The sequence below is a fragment of the Pseudomonas sp. B414 genome, assembly GCF_055408445.1.
The window spans coordinates 72,296-94,355 of sequence record NZ_JBUZTQ010000012.1; the positions used below are offsets into that span (position 1 = coordinate 72,296).

Annotated in this window: 22 protein-coding genes; 12 read left to right on the forward strand and 10 right to left on the reverse strand. The window is 59.8% G+C overall.

Annotated features, from left to right (window positions below):
* The first annotated feature begins 130 nt into the window (after positions 1-130).
* Together recQ and ACZRMH_RS12635 are read left to right on the forward strand one after the other, a co-directional pair.
* Entirely contained in the window at positions 131-2,260 is a 2,130-nt protein-coding gene (recQ, locus tag ACZRMH_RS12630; RefSeq protein WP_464013678.1) for a DNA helicase RecQ, read from the forward strand.
* Positions 2,261-2,379: 119 nt separating this feature from the next.
* Complete coding sequence (locus ACZRMH_RS12635; protein ID WP_133079003.1) at positions 2,380-2,814, forward strand: MarR family transcriptional regulator; 435 nt, start codon at positions 2,380-2,382, stop codon at positions 2,812-2,814.
* 132 nt (positions 2,815-2,946) lie between these two features.
* Here ACZRMH_RS12635 and ACZRMH_RS12640 read toward each other — a convergent pair whose 3' ends face one another.
* The gene (locus tag ACZRMH_RS12640) at positions 2,947-5,130 is read right to left on the reverse strand and encodes a patatin-like phospholipase family protein (protein ID WP_464013727.1); all 2,184 of its coding nucleotides are present in this window, start codon (positions 5,128-5,130) and stop codon (positions 2,947-2,949) included.
* A gap of 71 nt (positions 5,131-5,201) precedes the next feature.
* On the opposite strand from ACZRMH_RS12640, the gene ACZRMH_RS12645 reads away from it, so the two are divergent.
* Positions 5,202-5,489: an Rdx family protein gene (locus ACZRMH_RS12645; protein WP_464013679.1), complete on the forward strand. Its 288-nt coding sequence runs from the start codon at positions 5,202-5,204 to the stop codon at positions 5,487-5,489.
* Here ACZRMH_RS12645 and ACZRMH_RS12650 read toward each other — a convergent pair.
* From ACZRMH_RS12650 to ACZRMH_RS12660, 3 genes are all read right to left on the reverse strand, one after another.
* Complete coding sequence (locus ACZRMH_RS12650) at positions 5,483-6,376, reverse strand: DMT family transporter (protein WP_464013680.1); 894 nt, start codon at positions 6,374-6,376, stop codon at positions 5,483-5,485. The genes ACZRMH_RS12645 and ACZRMH_RS12650 overlap by 7 nt on opposite strands.
* Before the next feature lie 77 nt (positions 6,377-6,453).
* The gene (locus ACZRMH_RS12655; protein WP_464013728.1) at positions 6,454-7,233 is read right to left on the reverse strand and encodes an AraC family transcriptional regulator; all 780 of its coding nucleotides are present in this window, start codon (positions 7,231-7,233) and stop codon (positions 6,454-6,456) included.
* Positions 7,234-7,350: 117 nt separating this feature from the next.
* Positions 7,351-8,805, reverse strand: a complete 1,455-nt coding sequence (locus ACZRMH_RS12660) for a TrkH family potassium uptake protein (RefSeq protein ID WP_464013681.1) — start codon at positions 8,803-8,805, stop codon at positions 7,351-7,353.
* 119 nt (positions 8,806-8,924) lie between these two features.
* On the opposite strand from ACZRMH_RS12660, the gene ACZRMH_RS12665 reads away from it, so the two are divergent.
* Entirely contained in the window at positions 8,925-9,488 is a 564-nt protein-coding gene (locus tag ACZRMH_RS12665) for an NAD(P)H nitroreductase (protein ID WP_464013682.1), read from the forward strand.
* 178 nt (positions 9,489-9,666) lie between these two features.
* Here ACZRMH_RS12665 and ACZRMH_RS12670 read toward each other — a convergent pair whose 3' ends face one another.
* From ACZRMH_RS12670 to ACZRMH_RS12690, 5 genes are all read right to left on the reverse strand, one after another.
* A complete protein-coding gene (locus ACZRMH_RS12670) occupies positions 9,667-11,001 on the reverse strand; it encodes a sensor histidine kinase (protein ID WP_464013683.1) in 1,335 nt (444 codons plus the stop codon).
* 77 nt (positions 11,002-11,078) lie between these two features.
* On the reverse strand, positions 11,079-11,510 hold the full coding sequence (locus tag ACZRMH_RS12675) for a Spy/CpxP family protein refolding chaperone (RefSeq protein WP_464013684.1): 432 nt from the start codon (positions 11,508-11,510) through the stop codon (positions 11,079-11,081).
* A gap of 180 nt (positions 11,511-11,690) precedes the next feature.
* The gene (locus tag ACZRMH_RS12680; protein WP_464013685.1) at positions 11,691-12,368 is read right to left on the reverse strand and encodes a response regulator transcription factor; all 678 of its coding nucleotides are present in this window, start codon (positions 12,366-12,368) and stop codon (positions 11,691-11,693) included.
* A gap of 60 nt (positions 12,369-12,428) precedes the next feature.
* A complete protein-coding gene (locus tag ACZRMH_RS12685) occupies positions 12,429-12,728 on the reverse strand; it encodes a YciI family protein (protein WP_464013686.1) in 300 nt (99 codons plus the stop codon).
* 1 nt (position 12,729) lies between these two features.
* Positions 12,730-13,326 carry a septation protein A gene (locus ACZRMH_RS12690; RefSeq protein ID WP_464013687.1) on the reverse strand — a complete coding sequence of 199 codons (597 nt, stop codon included), beginning with the start codon at positions 13,324-13,326 and terminating at the stop codon, positions 12,730-12,732.
* Between the two features lie 84 nt (positions 13,327-13,410).
* Here ACZRMH_RS12690 and ACZRMH_RS12695 point away from each other — a divergent pair, with 84 nt between their 5' ends.
* The 8 genes from ACZRMH_RS12695 to arfB all read left to right on the forward strand — a co-directional run bounded on the left by ACZRMH_RS12695 (position 13,411) and on the right by arfB (position 20,851).
* A complete protein-coding gene (locus tag ACZRMH_RS12695) occupies positions 13,411-14,274 on the forward strand; it encodes a PHP domain-containing protein (protein WP_464013688.1) in 864 nt (287 codons plus the stop codon).
* Positions 14,275-14,287: 13 nt separating this feature from the next.
* Positions 14,288-14,920 (forward strand): L-threonylcarbamoyladenylate synthase, encoded by a 633-nt coding sequence (locus ACZRMH_RS12700; RefSeq protein WP_464013689.1) that lies wholly within the window; start codon positions 14,288-14,290, stop codon positions 14,918-14,920.
* 128 nt (positions 14,921-15,048) lie between these two features.
* Entirely contained in the window at positions 15,049-15,747 is a 699-nt protein-coding gene (locus ACZRMH_RS12705; protein WP_464013729.1) for a segregation and condensation protein A, read from the forward strand.
* 12 nt (positions 15,748-15,759) lie between these two features.
* Positions 15,760-16,698, forward strand: coding sequence for an SMC-Scp complex subunit ScpB (gene scpB, locus ACZRMH_RS12710; RefSeq protein ID WP_464013690.1), 939 nt, complete (start codon positions 15,760-15,762; stop codon positions 16,696-16,698).
* Positions 16,699-16,824: 126 nt separating this feature from the next.
* Positions 16,825-17,016 carry a DUF1289 domain-containing protein gene (locus ACZRMH_RS12715; protein ID WP_464013691.1) on the forward strand — a complete coding sequence of 64 codons (192 nt, stop codon included), beginning with the start codon at positions 16,825-16,827 and terminating at the stop codon, positions 17,014-17,016.
* 144 nt (positions 17,017-17,160) lie between these two features.
* Positions 17,161-18,357 (forward strand): 23S rRNA pseudouridine(2605) synthase RluB, encoded by a 1,197-nt coding sequence (gene rluB / locus ACZRMH_RS12720; RefSeq protein ID WP_464013692.1) that lies wholly within the window; start codon positions 17,161-17,163, stop codon positions 18,355-18,357.
* 571 nt (positions 18,358-18,928) lie between these two features.
* Positions 18,929-20,347 (forward strand): amino acid permease, encoded by a 1,419-nt coding sequence (locus ACZRMH_RS12725; RefSeq protein ID WP_464013693.1) that lies wholly within the window; start codon positions 18,929-18,931, stop codon positions 20,345-20,347.
* A gap of 90 nt (positions 20,348-20,437) precedes the next feature.
* Positions 20,438-20,851 (forward strand): alternative ribosome rescue aminoacyl-tRNA hydrolase ArfB, encoded by a 414-nt coding sequence (gene arfB, locus ACZRMH_RS12730; protein WP_464013694.1) that lies wholly within the window; start codon positions 20,438-20,440, stop codon positions 20,849-20,851.
* An 11-nt stretch (positions 20,852-20,862) separates the two neighbouring features.
* On the opposite strand, the gene ACZRMH_RS12735 is transcribed toward arfB, so the two are convergent.
* A complete protein-coding gene (locus ACZRMH_RS12735; RefSeq protein ID WP_464013695.1) occupies positions 20,863-22,050 on the reverse strand; it encodes an MFS transporter in 1,188 nt (395 codons plus the stop codon).
* Between the last annotated feature and the right edge of the window lie 10 nt (positions 22,051-22,060).

The following is a 22,060-nucleotide window of genomic DNA, read 5'->3' on the forward strand; positions in this document are numbered from 1 at the left end:
ACTGCCGCATTTTGTGATGCCCTGCGATAAATGTAGCCCACTGGTGGCCTGTGCCCGAGCTTTTTCAAGTGCTTGCGGCCGTACCGGGTGGTGCTGGCGCAGGGGTGTTTCGGCGATTTCTGGAGTTTTTATGCTCGAACAGGCTCAACGCGTACTCAAGGACATCTTCGGCTACGACAGTTTCCGTGGCCGCCAGGGTGACATTATTGAGCGCGTGGCCAGCGGTGGTGACGCCCTGGTGCTGATGCCTACCGGCGGCGGCAAATCCTTGTGCTTCCAGGTGCCGGCATTGCTGCGCGATGGCCTGGCCGTGGTCGTTTCACCGCTGATCGCCCTGATGGACGACCAGGTGGCTACCCTTGAAGAACTCGGGGTAGCCGCTGCGGCCTTGAACTCGACCCTTAGCGCCGAGCAGCAGCGTGACCTGGCCAGCCGCATCAAGCGCGGCGAAGTCAAAATGCTCTATCTGGCGCCCGAGCGCCTGGTACAGCCGCGCATGATGGCGTTTTTGCAGAGCCTGGACATTGCCCTGTTTGCCATCGACGAGGCTCATTGCGTGTCGCAATGGGGTCACGATTTCCGCCCGGAATACCTGCAGTTGGGCCAGTTGGCCGAAGTATTCCCCAATGTGCCGCGTATCGCCCTGACCGCCACGGCAGACAAGCGCACCCGCGAAGAGATCGTCACCCGCCTGCACTTGCAGAATGCCGAGCGTTTTCTCTCGAGCTTTGACCGTCCCAATATCTTTTACCGCATCGTGCCCAAGGAGCAGCCGCGCAAGCAGTTGCTGGCGTTCCTGTCGGAGCGACGCAGCGACGCGGGCATCGTCTATTGCCTGTCGCGCAAAAAAGTCGACGAAGTGGCACAGTTCCTCTGTGCCCAGGGCTTCCCGGCCTTGCCATATCACGCCGGGTTGCCGAGTGATACCCGGGCCGCCAACCAGAAGCGCTTCCTCAACGAGGAAGGGCTGATCATGGTGGCGACCATTGCCTTCGGCATGGGCATCGACAAGTCCAACGTACGTTTTGTCGCGCATCTGGACTTGCCCAAGTCCCTTGAGGCCTATTATCAGGAAACTGGCCGGGCAGGGCGAGATGGCCTGCCGGCGGATGCGTGGATGGCCTACGGCCTGCAAGACGTGGTGATGCTCAAGCAAATGCTACAAAACTCTGAAGGCGACGAGCGGCACAAGCGTCTGGAGCACCACAAGCTCGACGCCATGCTGTCGCTGTGCGAAGAAACCCGCTGCCGCCGTCAGACACTGCTTGCCTACTTTGATGAAGAAATGCCGCAACCCTGCGGGCACTGTGACAACTGCGTGGATGGCGTGCAGACCTGGGACGCCACCGAACCGGCGCGTCAGGCGCTGTCGGCGATCTACCGTACTGGCCAGCGTTATGGCACCGGGCACCTGATAGACGTCCTGCTGGGCCGCGAAAATGAAAAGACCCGCAGCATGGGGCATCAGCATCTGTCAGTGTTTGGCGTCGGCAAGGATCGCAGCGAAGGTGAATGGCGCACGTTGTTCCGCCAGCTGGTGGCCCGTGGTCTGGCCGATATCGATATCGAAGGTTATGGCGGCCTGCGCCTGAGCGACAGTTGTCGGCCGTTGCTGCGCGGTGAAGTGACCCTGGAACTGCGTCGCGAGCTCAAACCGCAAACCTCGGTCAAAAGCAGCTCTGCCAGCCCGGCCAGCCAACTGGTGCGCGGCGAAGAGCGCGAGCAGTGGGAAGCCCTGCGTGCCTTGCGCCGCAAGCTGGCCGAAGAGCACGGCGTACCGCCGTATGTCATCTTCCCCGACTCGACGCTGCTTGAAATGCTGCGCAGCCAGCCCACCTCCATGGCCGAGATGGCCAGGGTCAGCGGCGTCGGTGCGCGCAAGCTGGAGCGTTACGGCGAGGCGTTCCTCGAAGTGCTGGGCGGGCAGGCCGAAACGCCCAAAGTGGTGGCCGATATCCGCCACGAGTTGATCAGCCTGGCCCGTGCCGGCATGACTCCGTTACAGATCAGTGGGCAATTGCAGTGTTCGGAAAAGAACGTTTACACCATGCTGGCTGAAGCTATCGGTCGTCAGGAACTGTCGCTGGAGCAGGCGCTGGACTTGCCTGAAGAGCTGATGGAAGAAGTGCAGGATGCCTTCCTCGATGGCGAAGGTGAGCTGCCGAGCGTGGCCAGTATCGCCGAGCAGTTCAAAGGTCGTGTACCTGAGGGTGTGCTGTATTGCGTGCGTGCGGCGCTGCAGTCGGAGTTCGAAATTTAACTTTTTCGTGAAAAATGTAACGATTCATTGACTTAGAGCCCTTGCCTATGTGCAAGCGCCATGCTTAGCTGACTAATAATTAGTTTCACTCTATTTTCAGTCTAATCATTGAGTTTTTTATGCCGTTAACCGATCAGCACCGTTTTGGTATGCAACTGGCCCAAATGTCTCGCGGGTGGCGTGCCGAACTGGATCGTCGCCTTGCTGGCCTGGGTCTGTCCCAGGCACGTTGGCTGGTGCTATTGCATCTGGCCCGTTTTGACGAGGCGCCGACCCAGCGTGAACTGGCCCAGAGCGTTGGCGTTGAGGGCCCGACCCTGGCCCGTCTGCTTGACAGTCTTGAAGCACAGGGGCTGGTGCAGCGTCACTCGGTGGTTGAAGACCGGCGTGCGAAGAAGATCGTCCTGAGTGATTCTGCCCGCCCGTTGATCGAACAGATCGAAGCCATTGCCACTGCATTGCGCCAGGAACTGTTTGTGGGCATTGATGAGGAAGAGCAACGCATCTGCCTGCGGGTTCACAAGCGGATTCTGGATAACCTCGAAAAGAACTGATGCTCCATACCCCCCCCTTCATCCCTTGGGGGAGCGGGCTTGCTCGCGATGGCATCACTGTGCCCTCTCTGAGGGATCGCGCTGCCTGCATCGCGGGCAAGCCCGCTCCCGCAGATGTTTGGTATTCAGCCGTTAAAACGTCTGCCCCAGGTTCAGATACAACGCCTTCTCGTCATCGTCGTTAAAGCCATAGCTGAAGTTCAGCGGGCCCAGCGGAGTGTCGAAGCCGATAAACACGCTGGCCGCATTGATGTAGCCGCTGTCGAACTCGTTGTCGTTGTTCCAGGCTCGCCCGCGCTCCAGCGATGCACCGGCATACAGCGGGAAATCAAATGGCAAATACGAACGCGGGGTGAGGCGGCGGTAATACACGGCGCGCATCAGGCTGATGTTCTGCCCCGAAATCGCATCTTCCCTGAACCCCGACAACTGCCGCGCGCCACCCAGCAGGAAGCTGGATGTCACCACATTGGCCTTGTCCAGCGTACGCCCGTAACGCCCGCCCAGAATCCAGGTGTCCGGCCCCGAACTCAGGGCCTTGTCCAGCTTGAACTCCCACTGGCGATAGCGCTCGTCCGAACCGATCCCCGGCTCGAACTGGCGCACGCTCAGCGCGATATCCTCACCCGAGTGAGGGAAGTACACGTTATCCAGCGAGTCGAACGAGTATTTAATGTCGTAGAAGCCTTCATTGAAGCTGGTGCTTGGCAAATCCTGTTCACCAATTCGTACATTGGCTTCGCCCCATGCCTCTCCGATACCCAGACGGATCTCGCCGCTGTTGCCGATTTGACGACCTAGATTCAGGCCAAAGCCGTAGCGTTCCAGGCGGTACTCGGCAATCGGGTCGTTATCGAGGATAGCCTCCACGTTCTGTGATCTGGCGTTGATATACGGCGCCACAAAGTAGCGTGAGCCCGCGTCAAGCGGTTGATAGAATTCGCTGTACAACTCTTGCTTGTCGCCAATCTGTACCCGGGTCAGCCATTCGGCACCGAGGGTGTTGATGCCGTTTATGCGGTAACTGGCGCCAAGATTGAATGCGCTGTCGCCGCGCATATCGTCGGACAGGTTCAGCCCCAGGCGCAGGTAGTCGGTACCGCTGCGCTTGCCCCGGGCGCTGATTACCAGGGTGCGCTCCTTGCCTTTGTGCACCACGCGGTATTGCACCTGATCGAAGTAATCCAGGCCGTACAGGGTGCCCATATCCCGTTGCAGGCGGCCCAGGTCCAACGGCTCGCCGATCGGCTGGCGAATGTAGTAGCGGATGACCGAATCGCCGATTTTCGAGTCGTTTTCAATTTTGATCGCGGTAATTACGGGGGTGCGTTCTTCGCCGGTTCGGGCGGCAGCGAGGCTTGCATCCGGGGTCTGGCGCAGGCTGGCGAGGCGTTTTTCAAGGATTTGCGTGGCCCGGTAGCCGGCGTTGATGATATCGGCCGAGCGGCCAAAGTCAGTAGTGCCATAACTGGCCAGCACGGGCTGGATCAAAATGTCATCTGGCTTGAGGGATGCCAGTTGCACTTCGGAGTTGCTGCGGGTCATCAGGGTGATGGACTGGTTAAGGATATCGAACACGGTGTTGAGTTCCTTGCGCCCGCGCAGCGGGGTGCCGATATCCACCACAATAACGATATCCACGCCCATTTCCCGGGCCACATCCACCGGTATATTGTCGACCATGCCGCCGTCGACCAGTAGTTGGCCATTGATTTCCACCGGGGCGAACACTGCCGGTATCGACATACTGGCGCGGATTACCTGGGGCAGATGGCCCTTGCGAAACACCACCTTCTCGCCATTGACGATATCCGTGGCCACGGCGCGAAATGGAATCGGCAGTTTGTCGAAGTCGCGAATATCGCTGCTGTGGGCCAGCAGGCTTTCCAGCAGCAAAGCCAGGTTCTGGCCCTGAATCACACCCAATGGCAGGCCCAGGCTGCCATCGTCGCGGAAACTGAGCTTTTGCTTGACCAGAAAGTCGCGGTCATCCTGCTTGCGCCGGAATGGCACATCTTCGCGCTCTGGCGCATCAGACAGGGCTTCTTTCCAATCGATGCTGAGGGCGAGCTTTTCCAGCTCATCGATCTTGTAGCCGGAGGCATACAGGCCGCCGATCACCGCACCCATGCTGGTGCCGGCGATGGCATCGATATGAATGCCTTGTTCTTCGAGGGCCTTGAGCACGCCGACGTGAGCCAGGCCACGGGCCGCCCCTCCGGACAGGACCAGGCCAACTTTCGGTTTGCCCGCTTCGGCGGCAAACAGCACCAGGGGGCAAAGACACAGGAGTAAACAGCTCAGCAGGCGGCGCATCATGAATCTCTGGGCAAGCGATAAAGGCGGCTATTATAGCGGCGCCTTTCTCTTCAAGAGCCTTTGAAATCATGTCGTCCAACAAAGCGGAAATTGTCATTACCTACTGCACCCAATGCCAGTGGTTGCTGCGCGCTGCCTGGCTGGCTCAGGAGCTGCTCAGCACCTTTGCCGATGATCTGGGTCGGGTTGCGCTGGAACCGGGCACCGGCGGGGTGTTTCGCATCACCTGCGACGGCGTGCAGATCTGGGAACGCAAGGCCGATGGCGGCTTTCCCGAGGCCAAGGTGCTCAAACAGCGGGTGCGTGACCAGATCGATCCGCAGCGCGACCTGGGGCATAACGACCGGGTTCAGTGAGCGGTGGCGTCCAGTGTCGCCTTGTCGGGTGCAGGGCCGCTGGCCATGCGGCTCGACACCACAATTGCGACAATAATCAGCACGCCGCCCAGCAGCATGCGCAGCGAAGGTGTTTCGTGGAACAGCAGCCATGCCAGGGTGATGCCGTAGACCGGCTCCAGGGCAAACACCACGGCGGCTGTGCGGGCCTTGATTACCGCAAGGCTGGCGACAAACAGGCTATGGGCCACCCCTGTGCACAGCACGCCAAGCAGGCAGATCCATAGCCAGTCCAGTGGGCGGACTGCGGTCAGTCCCGGGGCGGCAAAGGGCAGCAGGCACAACGCAACCACGGCGTTTTGCCACATGGCCGCCTGCACGGCGGGCACCCGCCCCGAGTTGGCGCGGTTGTTCAGCGACAGCAATGAAAACAGCAACCCTGAGGCCACTGACCAGAGCAGCCCTTCGGTGGCCTGGCTGGCCAGGTCAAAGCTTGGGGTGACCAGAATCAGGCCGATGCTGACCAGCACCACCAGCACGATTTCGTTGAGGCGAATGCGTTCGCGGAAAATCAGCCCCTCGAGGATCACGGTGAACGCCGGGAAGCTGGCAAAGCCCAGGGTCGCAATCGCCACCCCGGCGATTTTTACCGAGACAAAAAAACTGACCCAGTGCCCCGCCAGCAGCAAACCGCTGAGTAACAGGCTGCGGGCATCGCGCAAGGTCAATCGGTACCAGCCGCTACGCCTGGCCAGCGCGGCAAAGCCCACCAGGGCCAGCACGGCAAATGCGGCGCGGCCAAATACGATGATCGAAGCAGACGCGGCGGCAAGCTTGCCGAACACGCCGGTCAGGCCAAACAGCAAAGCGCCGATATGCAGGGCGCCGAGGGCAGTACGCGGAGTCATTGCAATCCTTGGATCAATACAGGCAAGGCGTGCAGTCTAAGGGGCGGGGCAGGGGGCTGTCTGTCGCGAAACGGGTGTCAGTTGTCGCCAGACTCGCGCCGCAGTACCGACGGCGAGGCGCCGAACTCGCGAAGCATGGCGGCGGCGAACGCGCTTTGCGAGCTGTAGCCGACGCGGTTGGCCACTTCGCCAATGGGCAAGGTGCTCTGGCGCAGCAGGGTCAGGGCGCTACGCAAACGGCGTTGGCGGATGTAGTCCATAGGTGTTTGCCCGCATTCGCTGATAAAACGGCTGTGCAAGCGGGCGCAGGATAAACCGGCAATCTGAGCCAGATCTGCGACCTGTAGCGGGTAGGCGGCGTTCTGCTCGATATAGGCTTCCAGCGCGGCATAGGGCAGGCGCTTGGGTTGCGGCCGTTCGCTGGCAAGGCTGTTCAGGCTGGCCAGTAGCAGAATCGCGCCCTGACGGCCAATCAGTGGATCACCCACCGGGCTGTTGGCGAGCCAGCTCACCAATTGCTGTTGCCTGGGGTCCAGGGGCAAGTGCCCGGCGCTGTCGAGCAGTCGGCGGCTGGCATCGGCGTGCTCGCCCAGGGATTGCCCGAGCCAGTTTTGCCCCGGCACATCGAGCACCAGGCAGTGGCTGCCTTGAGTGCTGCCGCATGTGTGATGGGCGCCGGCGGGGACAATGATCAACTGCTGCTGTTGCAACAGGCTGGCGCGCCCGTCCACTTCGAAGTCGAGCTTGCCGGACAAGCTGATCACCACCTGCGCATGCTCATGGCTGTGGGCAATCAGCTCCTGGCGGTAATGGCGCAGTGACAGGATCGATTCCATGGTGATCTCGTTTCGACTTATGCGGCTCTTGTGGGAGCGGGCTTGCTCGCGATGCAGGCGACAAGGTACATCAGGTAAATAAAGTCGATGCTATCGCGAGCAAGCCCGCTCCCACAGCAGGTTAGAGGCGTGTCTGGGTCAGTGCCGCCAAAAAGCCGGAATGCACAGTACGAACACGGTAATGATCTCCAGCCGTCCAAGCAACATGCCCAGCGACAGAATCCATTTGGCCGCATCCGGCAGACTGGCGAAGTTGCCGGATGGGCCAATGGTTTCACCTAGCCCCGGCCCTACGCCAGACACCGTACTGGCGGCACCGGTCAGGGCAGTCATCCAGTCCAGACCGAGCAGTGACAAGGCCAGCGCGATCACGCAGATGGTGATGGCGAAGAAGAATGAAAAGGTCAAAATCGAGCGTACGATTTCTTCGTCCAGGCGGTGGCCGTTGTACTTCTGTTTGATCACGGCGCGAGGGTGGATCAGTTGGTTAAGGTTGGCCTTGAGCAGGATATAGGCCACCTGAAAGCGGAAAATCTTGATCCCGCCAGCGGTCGAGCCCGAGCAGCCACCGATAAAACCCAGATAAAAAAACAGCATCAGCGAGAAATTGCCCCACAGGCTGTAGTCACCCAGGGCAAAGCCTGTAGTTGTTACTACCGAAGTCACGTTCAGCGCCACATGGCGGAAGGCATCCATGTACGGCATGTTGGTGGTCCACCACAGCCAGGCGCTGAGCACAATCCAGGTCACCAGCAGCAGGCCGAGCAGGCCTTGTACCTGCTGATCCTTGATCAGCGCCTTGCGATGGCCGCGCAGGGTGGCGACGTAGAGGGTAAACGGCAGGCTGCCCATGATCATCACGGCGATTGCCACCCAGTGCACCGCCGGTTGCGACCACTTGGCCAGTGACTGGTCGGAGGTCGAGAAACCGCCGGTGGAGATTGCCGACATGGCGTGGTTGATCGAGTCAAACACGCTCATGCCCGCCCACCAGAACGCCAGGCTGCCGAGGATGGTGATACCGACGTAAGTAGCCACGATCAGGCGGGCCACCATATGCGAGCGGGGCATGACCTTTTCGGAGCGGTCAGAAGATTCGGTCTGAAACAGGCGCATGCCACCGATTCGCAGCAGAGGCAAAATTGCTACCGCCATACCGATAAAGCCGATGCCACCGAGCCAGTGCAGCATTGAGCGCCACATCAAGATGCCCGGGGACATGGTGTCCAGACCGCTCAGCACCGTGGCGCCGGTGGCGGTAATGCCGGACATGCTTTCGAAAAAGGAGTCGGTATAGCTGATGTGCTGGGTCAGCAAAAACGGTAGCGCGGCGAAGATGCACACGATCACCCAACTGGACACAGTGAGCAGGTACATATCTCGGGGGCGCAGGTGAACCTGCTCTGGGCGCCCGGGTATCACCAGCGCCAAACCGGCGAGAAAGGTGATCAGGCTGGCCCACAAAAAGGACGGCAAGTCGCCCAGGTGGTCGTAAATCACCAGGGTCAGCATGGGCACGGCCATGCTGATCGCAAGCGTAATCAGGAAGATGCCGATAATAAAACCGATGATGCGTAAGGTCGGCAACGCCATGAAGTCAGCTCGGGCATGAAAGAGGGGCGCCATTCTACCTGTGGACTGGGCTATGTAAACCGCCAAGCCTTCGGGAGATACCGTTAGAATAGCCGCACATTTTCTTCAGGAGGTGGCCGATGGAGGCTCTCGACGCTTTGCTCAACCGTGTTTCTGCCCCGCGCCTGCTCGATCCGGCGCCGACGGCTGAGCAACGTGAAGTACTTTTTGCCGCCGCCTTGCGTGCGCCGGACCATGGTCAGTTGCGCCCTTACCGGTTTTTGACGGTTGAAGGCGCTGCGCGCAACCAACTGGGCGAAATCCTTGCCGAGGCCGTGCAGGCCGAGGGCGGCGAAGTGACGCAGGCGGCACTGGACAAGGCCCGCGCCATGCCTTTGCGTGCACCCCTGGTAGTTGTGGTGGTGGCCCGTTTGCAGGATCACTTCAAGGTGCCCAAGTCTGAGCAGTTGATTACAGCGGGCTGTGCGGCCCATGCCATTGAGCTGGCGGCTTTTGCCCAGGGCATTGGCGCGGTATGGCGCACGGGTGAACTGTCGTATGCCCCGTTGGTGGCCAAGGGCCTGGGGTTGGGCGAGGGTGAAGAGGTGGTAGCGTTCTTGTATCTGGGTACGCCGCAGAACGAACTGCGTACTGCGCCGAAGGTTGATAGCGCCGAGTTTGTAAAGGTGTGGTCGGTTAATTAAGAAGCATAAATATTCGTAGCTGGCGAAGGAACGAGGCTGCGTCCGGCGGCGCAGCCGTCGTAAATCAGGCGCCTTGGTGGGTCAGTTCTATTGAGTGCTCTGGTTTTACGACGGCTGCGCCGCCGGACGCAGCCTTCGTTCCTCGTCAGCTGCTACGCGATGGAGTTCAGTGCAGCCTTCACAGGTTGCCGTCAGGCTCCAGCGGCAACTCCAGGGTGGCAATAAAGCCGCCCTCGGGATGATTGCCCAGTACCAGCCGCCCGCCATGACGTTCTGCCGCACGGCGCGCAATCGCCAGCCCCAGCCCATGCCCGGCCGCTGTCTGGCCCGGAGCGCGGAAAAATGGCTCACCCAGTTGCGCCAGATATTCTTCGGCTACCCCCGGGCCGTGATCACGCACCTTGATGGTGATGTGTTCACCTTCACGCATTGCACTCAGTTCGATCGGCTGGCCAGGCGGGTTGAAGCGCTGGGCGTTGCGCAGCAGGTTGTCCACTGCGCGCTCGATCATTGTCGGCCAGCCATTGAGGCTCAATTGCGGCTCGGCATTCAGCTGTACCGCTTGTTCCGGCGCTGCCAGCGAAGCATCTTTTTGTACCGCGCCAAGCAGGCTGTTGAGGTCGACGTGCTCGGCACTGGCCTGGTCGGCATCTACCCGGGCCAGGGTGAGGATTTCGCTGATCAATGATTCCAGCCGGTCGCACTCGCGAGTCAGGCGTGGCCACAGCTTTTCACGTTCTTCAGGCCCGGCACGTTCAGCCAGGGCCAGGGCGATTTTCAGGCGGGCAAGAGGTGAGCGCAGTTCGTGGGATACATCACGCAGCAATTGGCGCTGGCTACCGATCAGGCTTTGCAGGCGGGCACCCATGCGGTTGAAGTCGGTGGCCAGTACGCCAAATTCATCACGCCGCGATGCCAGGCGCGCCAGGCTGTTCTGCTGATAGGTGGTTTGCCCCAGATCATGCACTGCCACCCGCAGACGGCTGAGCGGGCGGGTAATCGACAGGGTGACCAGCAGGCTGAACAGGGTCAGTACCACCAGTGCAATACCCAGCGCACTGAGTGGCCAGATCAGGCTCTGGCGGTGCCAGGCGTCCAGTTCCGGGTGCGGGATGCGATAAATCAGCAGATAGGTTTCGGCGGTGGTGGGGCTGGTGTATTCGACGGTCAGGCGGCGCCATGGCAGTTGATCCTGGCCAGGGCTGTGCCGTGCTTCCCAGGCCGCAGCCCGACGCGGGAAGGTGCCGCGTACCACAGGGTCGCCGCTTTCGTTCAGTACTTGCACATCAATATGGTGCCGGCGTTTGCGTCTTTCGAGGAAATCCTGCGCGGCATCGGCGCCTTTGGTTTCGTAAAGTTCAGTCCATTGCTGGGCCAGATTGGCGATCCCGGGATGACGGGAGAGGATCCAGGCGTCCTGATTGAGCATATGCCCCAGCAGGATTGACAGCCCTGCGACCAAGGCTATGGCCAGCCAGAAGCTGGCCAGAATGCGCCAAAACAGTGATCGCACGGGAATTCCTCACAGGTGATTGTTTGAAACGAGCAAAGCCCAACGGCGTGAGCCGTTGGGCCTGGTGACTGCGCGGATTATTGCGCTTTTGTAGCTTGCTGTGCTTTCCAGTCCTTGAATTCTTTCCATTCGGCCTGACGCTCGGCACGTTTCTTTTGCATCTCATCGAAACGTTTTTGCTGATCGGGCTTGAGCAAGGCACGGATTTCGCTCTGGGTTTTGTCGTGCTTGGCCTTCATTTCGTCTTTCAGGGCTTTCTGGTCGGCAGCTGGCAGTTTTTCCAGGTATTTCTCGACCAGTTGCTTGCGGTCATGCATTTGCTCGCCCATCAGCTTGCCGATCTGTTGACGCTGTTCGCGGGTCAGGTCCAGCTGGCTGTAAGGCGCATCGCCGCGGCCGTGGTGCTCGCCGCCGTGACGTGGGCCCATCTGGCCGTCACCACCAGGCATGGCCATTGCGACGGTTGGCAGAGCTGCAGCAAACATCAAAGCAATAAGAGTCTTACGCATGGTGTGTCTCCTTTGAATTTGGATTCCGGTGAATCCGGATGCGCCCAGTTTAGGGAGATCAAGGTCAAGCGCTGTCAATCGTGGGTAAAGCTTTGGTAAAGAGGGTTTTGCCGGGGATTTACAAAGGCTGCCAACTTCAGCCCTCACCTCAACCCTCTCCCTCCGGGAGAGGGGCTTTACTCAGGCGCTATAGAAATACCCGCGGCTGCGCAACGCGACGATACGCGGGCTGCCATCCGGGTGAGGGCCGATCTTCTTGCGCAGGTTGCTGATATGCATGTCCAGGCTGCGGTCATACAGGGTCAACTTGCGGCCCAGGGCAATCTGCGCCAGTTCCTGCTTGTCCAGCGGTTCACCCGGCTGGCGCAGCAAGGCTTCAAGGATGCGGCTCTCGGAAACGGTCAGGGTAATGTCGCGCTGGTCGATGGTGACCACGCCGCGCATCGGGCTGAAGCACAGATCGCCCAGCTCCATCTGGCTCGACACCGCGGCCGGGTGGCTGCGACGCAATACGGCGCGCAGGCGGGCCGTGAGCTCGCGAGGGTCGCAAGGCTTGGCCAGATAGTCATCGGCACCCAGCTCCAGGCCCAGAATACGGTCCAGCGGTTCGCCGCGGGCTGACAGCATCAGCACGGGCAGGTCGGGGTGGTCGTTGCGCAGTTGCTTGAGCAGTTCAAGGCCGCTGCCGTCGGGAAGCATCACATCCAGCACCACGGCATCGGGGCTGGATTCGCTCAGAGCCTTGCGGGCGCTTGCACCGTCGTGGCAGGCGCGAACCTGAAAGCCTTCCTGGCTCAACCAACTGACCAGCAGCTCACACAGCTCCTGGTCATCATCTATCAGTAACAGGTCGCTCATGACTTACTCGATTTAGCCGGTGCCGACGTTGTCTACGTCGGCCACCGGTAAAGATACAGGTTACGGCAGGACTTGCTTGAACGGCTTGACGTTGACATTGGCATACACGCCAGCGGCAACGTAAGGGTCAGCCGCAGCCCAGGCCTGGGCGGCGTCCAGGGACTCGAACTCGGCCACCACCAGGCTGCCGGTAAAGCCGGCAGCGCCCGGATCATTGCTGTCGATAGCCGGGTGCGGGCCGGCCAGCACGATGCGGCCTTCGGCTTTTAGCTGTTGCAAACGCTCAAGGTGCGCAGGGCGTGCTGCCAGGCGAGCTTCGAGCGAATGGGCGACGTCTGTTGCAATGATGGCGTAGAGCATGTCAGTCCTTGGTCTTGGGGGTGGTGGAGTCGGTGTCATGCAGATGGCGCGACAGGTAGATACCCTGGGCGATCAGGAACAATACCGTCATGCCCAGGCTGCCGAACACTTTAAAATCGACCCAGATGCTTTGATAGGTGAATGCAACGAACAGGTTGGCAGCGCCGCAGAACAGGAAAAACCCGATCCAGGCCAGGTTCAGGCGGGTCCACACGGCATCGGGCAGGCTCAGGGCGTGCCCCATCATGCGCTTGATCAGGACCTTGTCGCCGATAAAGTGGCTACCGGCAAAGGCCACTGCAAACAGCCAGTTCACCACCGGGGCTTTCCACTTGAGGAAGGTTTCGCTGTGGAAGGCCAGGGTCAGGCTGCCGAACAGCAGGCAGGCCACCAGGGTCAGCCATTGGCTTTTTTCCAGTTTGCGCTGTTTGAAAAACAGGATGCCGTAAACCACCAGCGAGCTGGCAATCAACATCGCCGTAGCGCTGTAGATACCCCCTACCGAGAGGCTGTGCCCGCCGATTTCGACGATGCGTGGCTCGATTTTGTAGACGATGAAAAACAGTAACAGCGGGATGAAGTCGATGAATTGTTTCACAGTGGCAGCCAGAAGCAGGATGTGACGGCATAATAACAAACATCAATGACAGCGAAAGCGTCAGCTAGAGGTTATTAAATCCCCGTGGAAATTGACTTGCATTGCCATAGCACAGCTTCCGATGGCGCTCTGGCGCCGGCGGTACTGGTCGCGCGTGCGTTCGAGAAAGGTGTGCGAGTCCTGGCCCTGACCGATCACGATACACTTGAAGGTCTCGACGAAGCCCGCGCAGCGGCGCAGGCGTTGAACATGACCTTGATCAACGGCGTTGAATTGTCCTGCACCTGGGGTGGGGCGACGATTCATGTGCTCGGTTACGGTTTTGATGTCAACGCCCCGGCATTGGTCGAGGCCATTGCCAAACTTCATGACGGCCGCTGGCTGCGTGCCGAAGAGATCAGCCGCAAGCTGGCACTCAAGGGCATGCCCGGCGCGCTTGAGGGTGCGCGGGCTATTCAGCAGACCCTGGGTGACAGTGGCAATGCCCCGGCGCGTCCGCACTTTGCCGACTTTCTGGTTGAGGCCGGTTACGTCAAGGACCGTGCAGAAGCGTTTCGCAAGTGGCTGGGTGCCGGCAAGCTGGGCGATGTAAAACTGCATTGGCCAACCCTGGAAGACACGGTTGCCACCCTGCGCGCAGCCGGGGCCTGGGTCAGCCTGGCACACCCTTCGCACTACGATTTCACCCGCAGCAAGCGCCGACGCCTGATTGGCGACTATATTCAAGCTGGGGGTCACGCTATTGAAGTGGTCAACGGGTATCAGCCAGCCGATCAGGTTGGCAGCCTGGCGATCCTTGCGCGTGAGTTCGGTCTGCTGGTCAGTGCCGGCAGTGATTTTCATGGTCCAGGGGGGTGGTCCGAGATCGGCGAATACCGTCCGGTGCCGGAAGACTTGCCGCCATTGTGGTGTCGATTCAAATATGACCAGCCCGCTGCCAACGTCTGAACAGGTAAACACTGTGAGTCAATTTTTCCAGATTCATCCGGAAAACCCACAACCGCGCCTGATCAAGCAGGCGGTTGAAATCATCAAGAAGGGTGGGGTGGTGATCTACCCCACCGACTCGTCCTACGCCGTGGGTTGCCAGATGGGTGACAAGAGCGCGATCGAGCGGATCAAGCGCCTGCGCAACCTCGACGACAAGCACAACTTCACCCTGATGTGCTGTGACCTGTCGCAGTTGGGGCTGTTTGCCAAGGTCGATACCGGGGTTTTCCGTTTGCTCAAGGCCCATACGCCGGGCCCGTACACCTTTATTCTCAACGCCACCCGCGAAGTGCCGCGCCTGCTGCTGCACCCCAAGCGCCGCACCATTGGCCTGCGGGTGCCGAGCCATCCGATTGCCCTGGCCTTGCTTGAGGAGCTGGGTGAACCGTTGATGAGCGTGACCCTGATCCTGCCGGGCGAAAGCGAACCGATGGAAGACCCGTACGAGATCCGTGATGCCCTGGAAAAACAGGTCGACCTGATCATCGATGGTGGTTTTGGCGGCAACAAGGCCTCCACCGTGATCAGCCTGGTGGACAGTGGTGATCCTGAAGTTGTGCGCGTCGGCTGTGGCGACCCTGAACCCTTTATGGTCGAGGCCTGATGTCTGACGTACAAGCTCCCGAGGTGCCAGACACCCAGGCCGGGGCCCAGCAAGAACTGTCGTTCGCCATGGTCTATGGCCAGGCGGTCATCGAAATGCCGCAAGACCTGTACATCCCCCCGGATGCACTGGAGGTGTTTCTCGATGCTTTTGAAGGCCCGCTCGATCTGCTGCTGTACCTGATCCGCAAGCAGAACATCGATATCCTCGACATCCCGGTGGCGGAAATCACCCGTCAGTACATGGGCTATGTCGAGCTGATGAAGACCGTGCGCCTGGAACTGGCCGCCGAATATCTGGTGATGGCAGCGATGCTGGCCGAGATCAAGTCGCGGATGCTGCTGCCGCGTTCGGCTGAGATCGAAGAGGATGAGGGCGACCCTCGCGCCGAACTGATCCGCCGTTTGCAACAATACGAGCGCTTCAAGGCTGCTGCTGAAGGGATTGAGGGGTTGAGCCGGGTAGGGCGCGAGATCTTTGTGCCCAAACTCGATGCCCCCGAAGCGCGGGCGCGCAAGCTGGTGCCGGATGTGGCGCTCGAAGAGCTGCTGATGTCCATGGCTGAAGTGTTGCGCCGTACTGACATGTTTGAAAGCCACCAGGTCAGCCGTGAGGCCCTGTCCACCCGTGAGCGCATGAGCGATGTGCTTGAGCGCCTCAAGGGCGGCGGCTTTGTGCCCTTTGTCGAGCTGTTTACCGCCGAAGAAGGCAAGTTGGGCGTGGTCGTGACCTTTATGGCCATTCTGGAACTGGTCAAAGAGTCGTTGATCGAGCTTGTGCAAAATGAACCCTTCGCGCCGATCCATGTGCGGGCAAGAGCCGAATAAAGAGCTGAAACCATGAATTTGACTGAACCCCGCGAGCTGGCCCCCTTGCTTGAGGCCTTTCTGTTGGCCTCGGGAAAGCCGCAAAGCCTTGAGCGCCTGTTCGAGCTGTTTGAAGAAGGCGAGCGCCCGGAACCGCCGGTGTTCAAGAAGGCCCTGGAGATACTGCGTAAATCCTGCGATGGCCGGGCCTTTGAGCTCAAGGAAGTTGCCACCGGCTACCGTCTGCAGATTCGCGAGAAGTACTCGCCGTGGGTCGGTCGCCTGTGGGAAGAGCGCCCGCAGCGCTATTCACGAGCGATGCTGGAAACCATGGCGCTGATTGCCTATCGCCAGCCCATTACCCGTGGCGAAATTGAAGATGTGCGCGGTGTGGCGGTTAACAGCCATATCGTCAAAACCCTGCTGGAGCGTGAGTGGATTCGCGTGGTGGGCTATCGCGACGTGCCGGGCAAGCCAGCGATGTTTGCGACCACCAAGGGCTTTCTCGATCACTTCAACCTCAAGAGCCTCGATGAATTGCCGCCGCTGGCCGAATTACGCGAGCTGGAGCCTGATCCGATCCTCGATTTCGACGACGCGCCTGTGCCGGCGCACCTTCAGGCCCTGGCCGACGAGAGCGCCGAGCCGGAAGAGCCGAAAGATGAAACCAGTTTCCGCACCTTGCTGACGGAACTGGACTCGATGGAGGAAGGTCTTAAAACCGACTTTGATGACTTGTTGCGCGACGTTGCACCAGTTGATGCTTCTGAGCCGGAGCCGGAGCCGGAGCCGGAGCCTGAAATAGAGTCGCAACCACAACCGCAGCAACCCTCTGCGGCCGAGCTGGCCCGCGAGCGATTGCGCGCTGCGGTGGCTGCACTTGAGCAGCGATCTGCTTTGAGCGATGAAGAGCTTGAGGCGCAGGCGCTGGCCGAAGCCATCGAGCAGGAGCGCCGAGAGCTGGAAGACTGACGCGCACCCCACCTGTTGTGGGAGCGGGCTTGCTCGCGATTGCATCTGCGCGGAGTAACTGAGACACCGTGCTGCCTGCATCGCGAGCAAGCCCGCTCCCACAATGAAAGCAATTGAGGTTTATCCATGACTTCAACAAAAGACCCCTGCATAGGCGTCTGCAAATTCTCCGATGACATCTGCATCGGTTGCGGGCGCAGCAAAGCTGAAATCAAAGGCTGGAAGAAACTCGGCAAGGACGAAAAACGTGCCGTGCTGGCCGAATCAGCCCTGCGTTTGCTGGCGCTTGAGGCCACCGGTCGGCGGAAAAACAAGTAGCCAGCCCACTTCGTGACCAGCCTTTGATGCGCAATGGCCAACATCAGCGTATGATTCGCGACCCTCTGGGGCTCAGCAGAGCCCCAAGGCCCATTTTTTACACTTCAGGCGCTCGCCTGATTTGACACACCGGGAGGTGCCCAGATGAAAGATCTCGACCCTAAAGACAGCCAGGAAATTGGCCCAGCAGGCGAAAAACTGCAAAAAGTCCTCGCCCGTATTGGCGTTGGCTCGCGTCGCGACGTAGAGAGTTGGATCAGCCAGGGCCGCATCAAGGTCAATGGCAAGGATGCAACCCTGGGTCTGCGCGTAGACCTGCACGACGCCATCTCCATCGATGGCAAGGTGATCAAGCGTGAAGAGGCAGCCGAATCGGTTCGCCGCGTGATCATGTACAACAAACCCGACGGCGAAATCTGCACCCGTGACGACCCTGAAGGCCGTCCGACCGTGTTCGACAAGCTGCCGCGTCCAAAAGAAGGCCGCTGGATCAATATCGGCCGTCTGGACATCAACACCACCGGTTTGCTGATGTTCACCACTGACGGTGAGCTGGCCAACCGCCTGATGCACCCTTCCTACGAAATGGACCGTGAATACGCGGTACGTGTACGTGGTGAAGTGGATGACGACATGATTGCGCGCCTCAAGGCTGGCGTTGTGCTGGAAGACGGCCCGGCGCGTTTCACCGACATCAAGCAGGCTCCGGGTGGCGAAGGCTTCAACCACTGGTACCACTGCGTGGTGATGGAAGGGCGTAACCGTGAAGTACGTCGCCTGTGGGAATCCCAGGGCCTGGTGGTCAGCCGCCTGAAGCGCGTGCGTTTCGGTCCGGTGTTCCTCAACTCCGACCTGCCGATGGGTCGCTGGCGCGAAATGAGCCAGTTCGAAGTGGACATCCTCAGCGCTGAAGTCGGCCTTACGCCGGTTGCCATGCCTGAGATGAACGCCAAGAGCAAAGACAAGCTTGAGCGTATGCAGCGCAAGTCCTCGCGCCCTGTGGCCCGTGGTGACCGTGTTGCCCGCGTTCTGCGCCCGGCTGAGGGTGCTCCGTTGGCTCCGCGCCCGGCACGTCAGCCGCATATCGAAGGCGAGCGCCCGGGGCGTCCTGCCCGTGACGAGGCTGCGCGTCCTGCACGCAAGCCTGCAGGTCGTACTGATCGTGTGCCAGCAGGTCGTGGTGCGCCGGTTGCTGAGCGTCCGAGCGAAGTGAACAAGCGTCCAACCAAGCCAAGCCGTTCCGGCCCCAAGTTGGTTGACGATGCACCGTCGGGCAAGCGTCGTGGCGCCCCGGCCGGTTCCGGCCAGCGTCCAGGCTTCGGTCGTCGCAAGCCGCAGTAAGCGTTAACGCTGTACAAAAAAACGCCAGCCCCTCGGGGCTGGCGTTTTTTTATGCCCGCGAAAAATAAAATCAGGTGGCAATATTTCGTTACGGGTCGTAAAAAATACAATACGAATTCAACCACTTACCGACTCTAAACCCCTGAAAACCCCTGTCTGTAATGAAAATCTTCCGACTTTTACAGATTTCGGACACTTTCTGCCGATCAGGCGGCTTGTTTCGTCTTGCAATCGGCTGTGTGATGGGATCTTGCCTTCGTGCGGGTGTACAATGCGCCGCGTTTTAACTGTGACTCAATTGCGTACCCGCGCATTTTGCGCCGTTTGGTTTACACCCAATGGCCAAAACCTCAAGGCTATCCGCCTTGATAATTCCGCAATGCCACAAGCGTTGCGGGTTCGATTTCGTCACAGATAAAAACAAACAGGTGACGCATGACTCGTGAAACAACCTTGGATTCCTGGCGTCTGCGCTGGGGTTTGATTTGTGTTGTAGACCCTTCGATCACTGCCTCTGGTGCTCAAGCTACATCGCACTGAATCACATCAAACCTTGTGTGGGACCTTTTCAATGAGTGGAAATACCTCGCATTCGGGCGAGCTTAAACGCGGCCTGAAAAATCGTCATATCCAGTTGATAGCCCTCGGCGGCGCGATTGGTACTGGCCTGTTCCTCGGTTCGGCCGGGGTGCTGAAGTCGGCCGGCCCGTCGATGATCCTGGGTTATGCGATCTGCGGCTTTATCGCGTTCATGATCATGCGCCAGCTCGGCGAAATGATCGTCGAAGAGCCGGTCGCCGGCTCCTTCAGCCACTTTGCCCATAAGTACTGGGGCGGATTCGCCGGCTTTATGTCGGGCTGGAACTGCTGGGTGCTGTACATTCTGGTAGGCATGTCGGAACTGACCGCTGTCGGCAAGTACGTACACTACTGGTGGCCGGAGATCCCGACCTGGGCCTCGGCAGCAGCCTTCTTCGTACTGATCAACCTGATCAACCTGACCAACGTCAAAGTGTTTGGCGAGGCCGAGTTCTGGTTTGCGATCATCAAGGTGGTGGCCATTGTCGGCATGATCGCCCTAGGCAGCTACCTGCTGGTCAGTGGCAGCGGCGGCCCGCAGGCATCGGTGAGCAACCTGTGGGAACACGGCGGTTTCTTCCCTAACGGGACTACTGGCCTGATCATGGCCATGGCCTTTATCATGTTCTCCTTCGGCGGCCTGGAAATGCTCGGTTTCACCGCAGCAGAAGCCGACAAGCCACGCACCGTGATTCCCAAGGCGATCAATCAGGTGATTTACCGCATCCTGATTTTCTACATCGGTGCTCTGGTGGTATTGCTGTCGCTGACCCCGTGGGACTCGTTGCTTGAAACCCTCAATGCCGGTGGCGACAGCTACAGCAGCAGCCCGTTCGTACAAGTGTTCTCGATGCTGGGCAGCAACACTGCCGCGCATATCCTCAACTTTGTGGTTCTGACCGCGGCGTTGTCGGTGTACAACAGCGGCACCTACTGCAACAGCCGCATGCTGTTGGGCATGGCGCAGCAGGGCGATGCCCCGAAAGTGCTGGCCAAAATCGACAAGCGTGGCGTGCCGGTCAACTCGATCCTGGCCTCGGCTGCGGTAACGGTGATTGCAGTACTGCTCAACTACCTGATGCCCCACGATGCACTGGAACTGCTGATGTCGCTGGTAGTGGCCACCCTGGTGATCAACTGGGCGATGATCAGCTTCTCGCACGTCAAGTTCCGTCAGCACATGGACAAAACCCTGCAGACGCCGCTGTTCAAGGCCCTGTGGTATCCGTATGGCAACTACATCTGCCTGGCATTTGTAGCGTTTATTCTGGTGATCATGTTGCTGATCCCGGGGATTCGCGTGTCGGTTTACGCGATTCCGGTGTGGGTGGTCTTTATGTGGGTGTGCTACCTGATCAAAAACAAGCGCGCGGTGCAGGCCTCGGCTGCGGCTTACAGTTCAGCCAAATAAGCTGAGCGATAAACACCACAAACCCGGCCATTGCGCCGGGTTTGTTGTTTGTGGGGTATCCTGCACGCCTTGAACACGGACTTATTTTAGATGCTGGTGATTTCCAACAACGTGCATATCCCTGATGCCGAGATCGAATTGACGGCGATTCGCGCCCAGGGGGCGGGCGGGCAGAACGTCAATAAAGTCTCAAGTGCCATGCATTTGCGTTTTGATATTCCCAACTCGTCGTTGCCGGAGTTTTACAAGGAGCGGCTGCTGGCGCTGCGTGACAGTCGCATCACCAGTGATGGCGTGCTGATTATCAAGGCCCAGCAGTACCGGACTCAGGAGCAAAACCGCGCCGATGCGCTGGAGCGTTTGCTGGAGTTGATCGTAAGCGCGACCAAGGTCGAGAAAAAACGCCGCCCGACCAAGCCAACCCTGGGCTCGAAAAAGCGTCGCCTGGAATCCAAGACCAAGCGCGGCAGTATCAAGGCCGGGCGGGGCAAGGTGGACTTTTAAGCTGGGCTTTTTTACCCGGCGCGCGCAGCCTGAGCCTGCCGATACAGATAAACACTCAGCAACAACCCGCTAAATGCCGCCAGCGCTGCAAACAGAAAGATCGAGGCAAAGCCAAAGCCTGCGGCCACGGCGCCCACCAGCGGCCCGGTGATGCCCAGTGACAGGTCGATAAACAGCGAATACGCCCCCACCGCCGCACCGCGGCTGGAAGCGGGCACCAGGTTGACCGCTTCAACCCCCAGCGCCGGGAACACCAGCGAGAAGCCAAAACCGCTCAAGGCCGCCCCGGCCAGGGCCAGCTCCGGGTTGGGCGCCAGCCACAGCAACAACAGGCCCAGGGTTTCGACGCTCAGGCAGGCAATTGCCACGCGAAATCCGCCGATACGATTGATCAAATTACCGAAAAGCAGTCGTGCACTGATAAAACTGGCGCCAAACAGGCTCAGGCACAGTGCTGCGTTTTCCCAATGATTGGTCGCGTAGTACAGGGTGATAAAGGTGGCGATGGTGCCAAAGCCGATCGAACCCAGGGCTAGCCCGGTGCCGTGGGGCAGCACTCGCCCGAGCACATGCAGGAACGGCAAGCGCACGCCGCTGACAATCGGCGCCGCCTGTTTTGGCCAGGCCAGTAGCACGCCCAGTGCGCCCAGGAGCATGATGCTAACCCCCAGGCTCCACATGCCCAGTTGGCCGACCATCACCACGCCCAGCGGCGCGCCAATGGCAATCGCGCCGTAACTGGCAATGCCGTTCCAGGAAATCACCTTGGCAGTGTTTTGTGCGCCCACCCGGCCAATGCCCCAGCCGATAGAGCCGGAGCCCACCAGGCTTTCCGCGCTGCCCAGCACCAGCCTGCCGATCAACAGGCTGGCAAGGCTCCAGGCCGGCATGCTGGTCAGCCAGGTCGACACCAGCATAAACACGCCACTCAGGCCGCAGCCGGCCAGGCCAATCATCACGGCGCGCTTGCTGCCCCGGGTATCGATGATGCGGCTGGCATACGGGCGGCTGAGCAGGGTGGCCAGGTACTGCACGCTGATCACCAGTCCGGCGATAACAGTGCCGTAGCCAAGGTGGTTGTGTACGTAACCTGGCAGTACGGCCAGCGGAATACCGATATTCAGATAACCGATAAAGGTAAACAGGACGATGGAAACCACTTGCAGCGTGATTGCCATGGGGCGCTGTGTTTCAGGCATGGGGTAGGGG

Excerpts from the sequence above, each read along its gene's own strand:
- ACZRMH_RS12665 (WP_464013682.1), top strand. The coding sequence starts at position 8,925 with ATGGAGGCTCTCGACGCTTTGCTCAACCGTGTTTCTGCCCCGCGCCTG.
- ACZRMH_RS12675 (WP_464013684.1), bottom strand. The coding sequence starts at position 11,510 with ATGCGTAAGACTCTTATTGCTTTGATGTTTGCTGCAGCTCTGCCAACC.
- ACZRMH_RS12725 (WP_464013693.1), top strand. The coding sequence starts at position 18,929 with ATGAGTGGAAATACCTCGCATTCGGGCGAGCTTAAACGCGGCCTGAAA.
- ACZRMH_RS12660 (WP_464013681.1), bottom strand. The coding sequence starts at position 8,805 with ATGGCGTTGCCGACCTTACGCATCATCGGTTTTATTATCGGCATCTTC.
- ACZRMH_RS12715 (WP_464013691.1), top strand. The coding sequence starts at position 16,825 with ATGACTTCAACAAAAGACCCCTGCATAGGCGTCTGCAAATTCTCCGAT.
- ACZRMH_RS12685 (WP_464013686.1), bottom strand. The coding sequence starts at position 12,728 with ATGCTCTACGCCATCATTGCAACAGACGTCGCCCATTCGCTCGAAGCT.
- recQ (WP_464013678.1), top strand. The coding sequence starts at position 131 with ATGCTCGAACAGGCTCAACGCGTACTCAAGGACATCTTCGGCTACGAC.
- scpB (WP_464013690.1), top strand. The coding sequence starts at position 15,760 with ATGAATTTGACTGAACCCCGCGAGCTGGCCCCCTTGCTTGAGGCCTTT.
- rluB (WP_464013692.1), top strand. The coding sequence starts at position 17,161 with ATGAAAGATCTCGACCCTAAAGACAGCCAGGAAATTGGCCCAGCAGGC.
- arfB (WP_464013694.1), top strand. The coding sequence starts at position 20,438 with ATGCTGGTGATTTCCAACAACGTGCATATCCCTGATGCCGAGATCGAA.
- ACZRMH_RS12680 (WP_464013685.1), bottom strand. The coding sequence starts at position 12,368 with ATGAGCGACCTGTTACTGATAGATGATGACCAGGAGCTGTGTGAGCTG.
- ACZRMH_RS12735 (WP_464013695.1), bottom strand. The coding sequence starts at position 22,050 with ATGCCTGAAACACAGCGCCCCATGGCAATCACGCTGCAAGTGGTTTCC.
- ACZRMH_RS12635 (WP_133079003.1), top strand. The coding sequence starts at position 2,380 with ATGCCGTTAACCGATCAGCACCGTTTTGGTATGCAACTGGCCCAAATG.
- ACZRMH_RS12650 (WP_464013680.1), bottom strand. The coding sequence starts at position 6,376 with ATGACTCCGCGTACTGCCCTCGGCGCCCTGCATATCGGCGCTTTGCTG.
- ACZRMH_RS12645 (WP_464013679.1), top strand. The coding sequence starts at position 5,202 with ATGTCGTCCAACAAAGCGGAAATTGTCATTACCTACTGCACCCAATGC.
- ACZRMH_RS12640 (WP_464013727.1), bottom strand. The coding sequence starts at position 5,130 with ATGCGCCGCCTGCTGAGCTGTTTACTCCTGTGTCTTTGCCCCCTGGTG.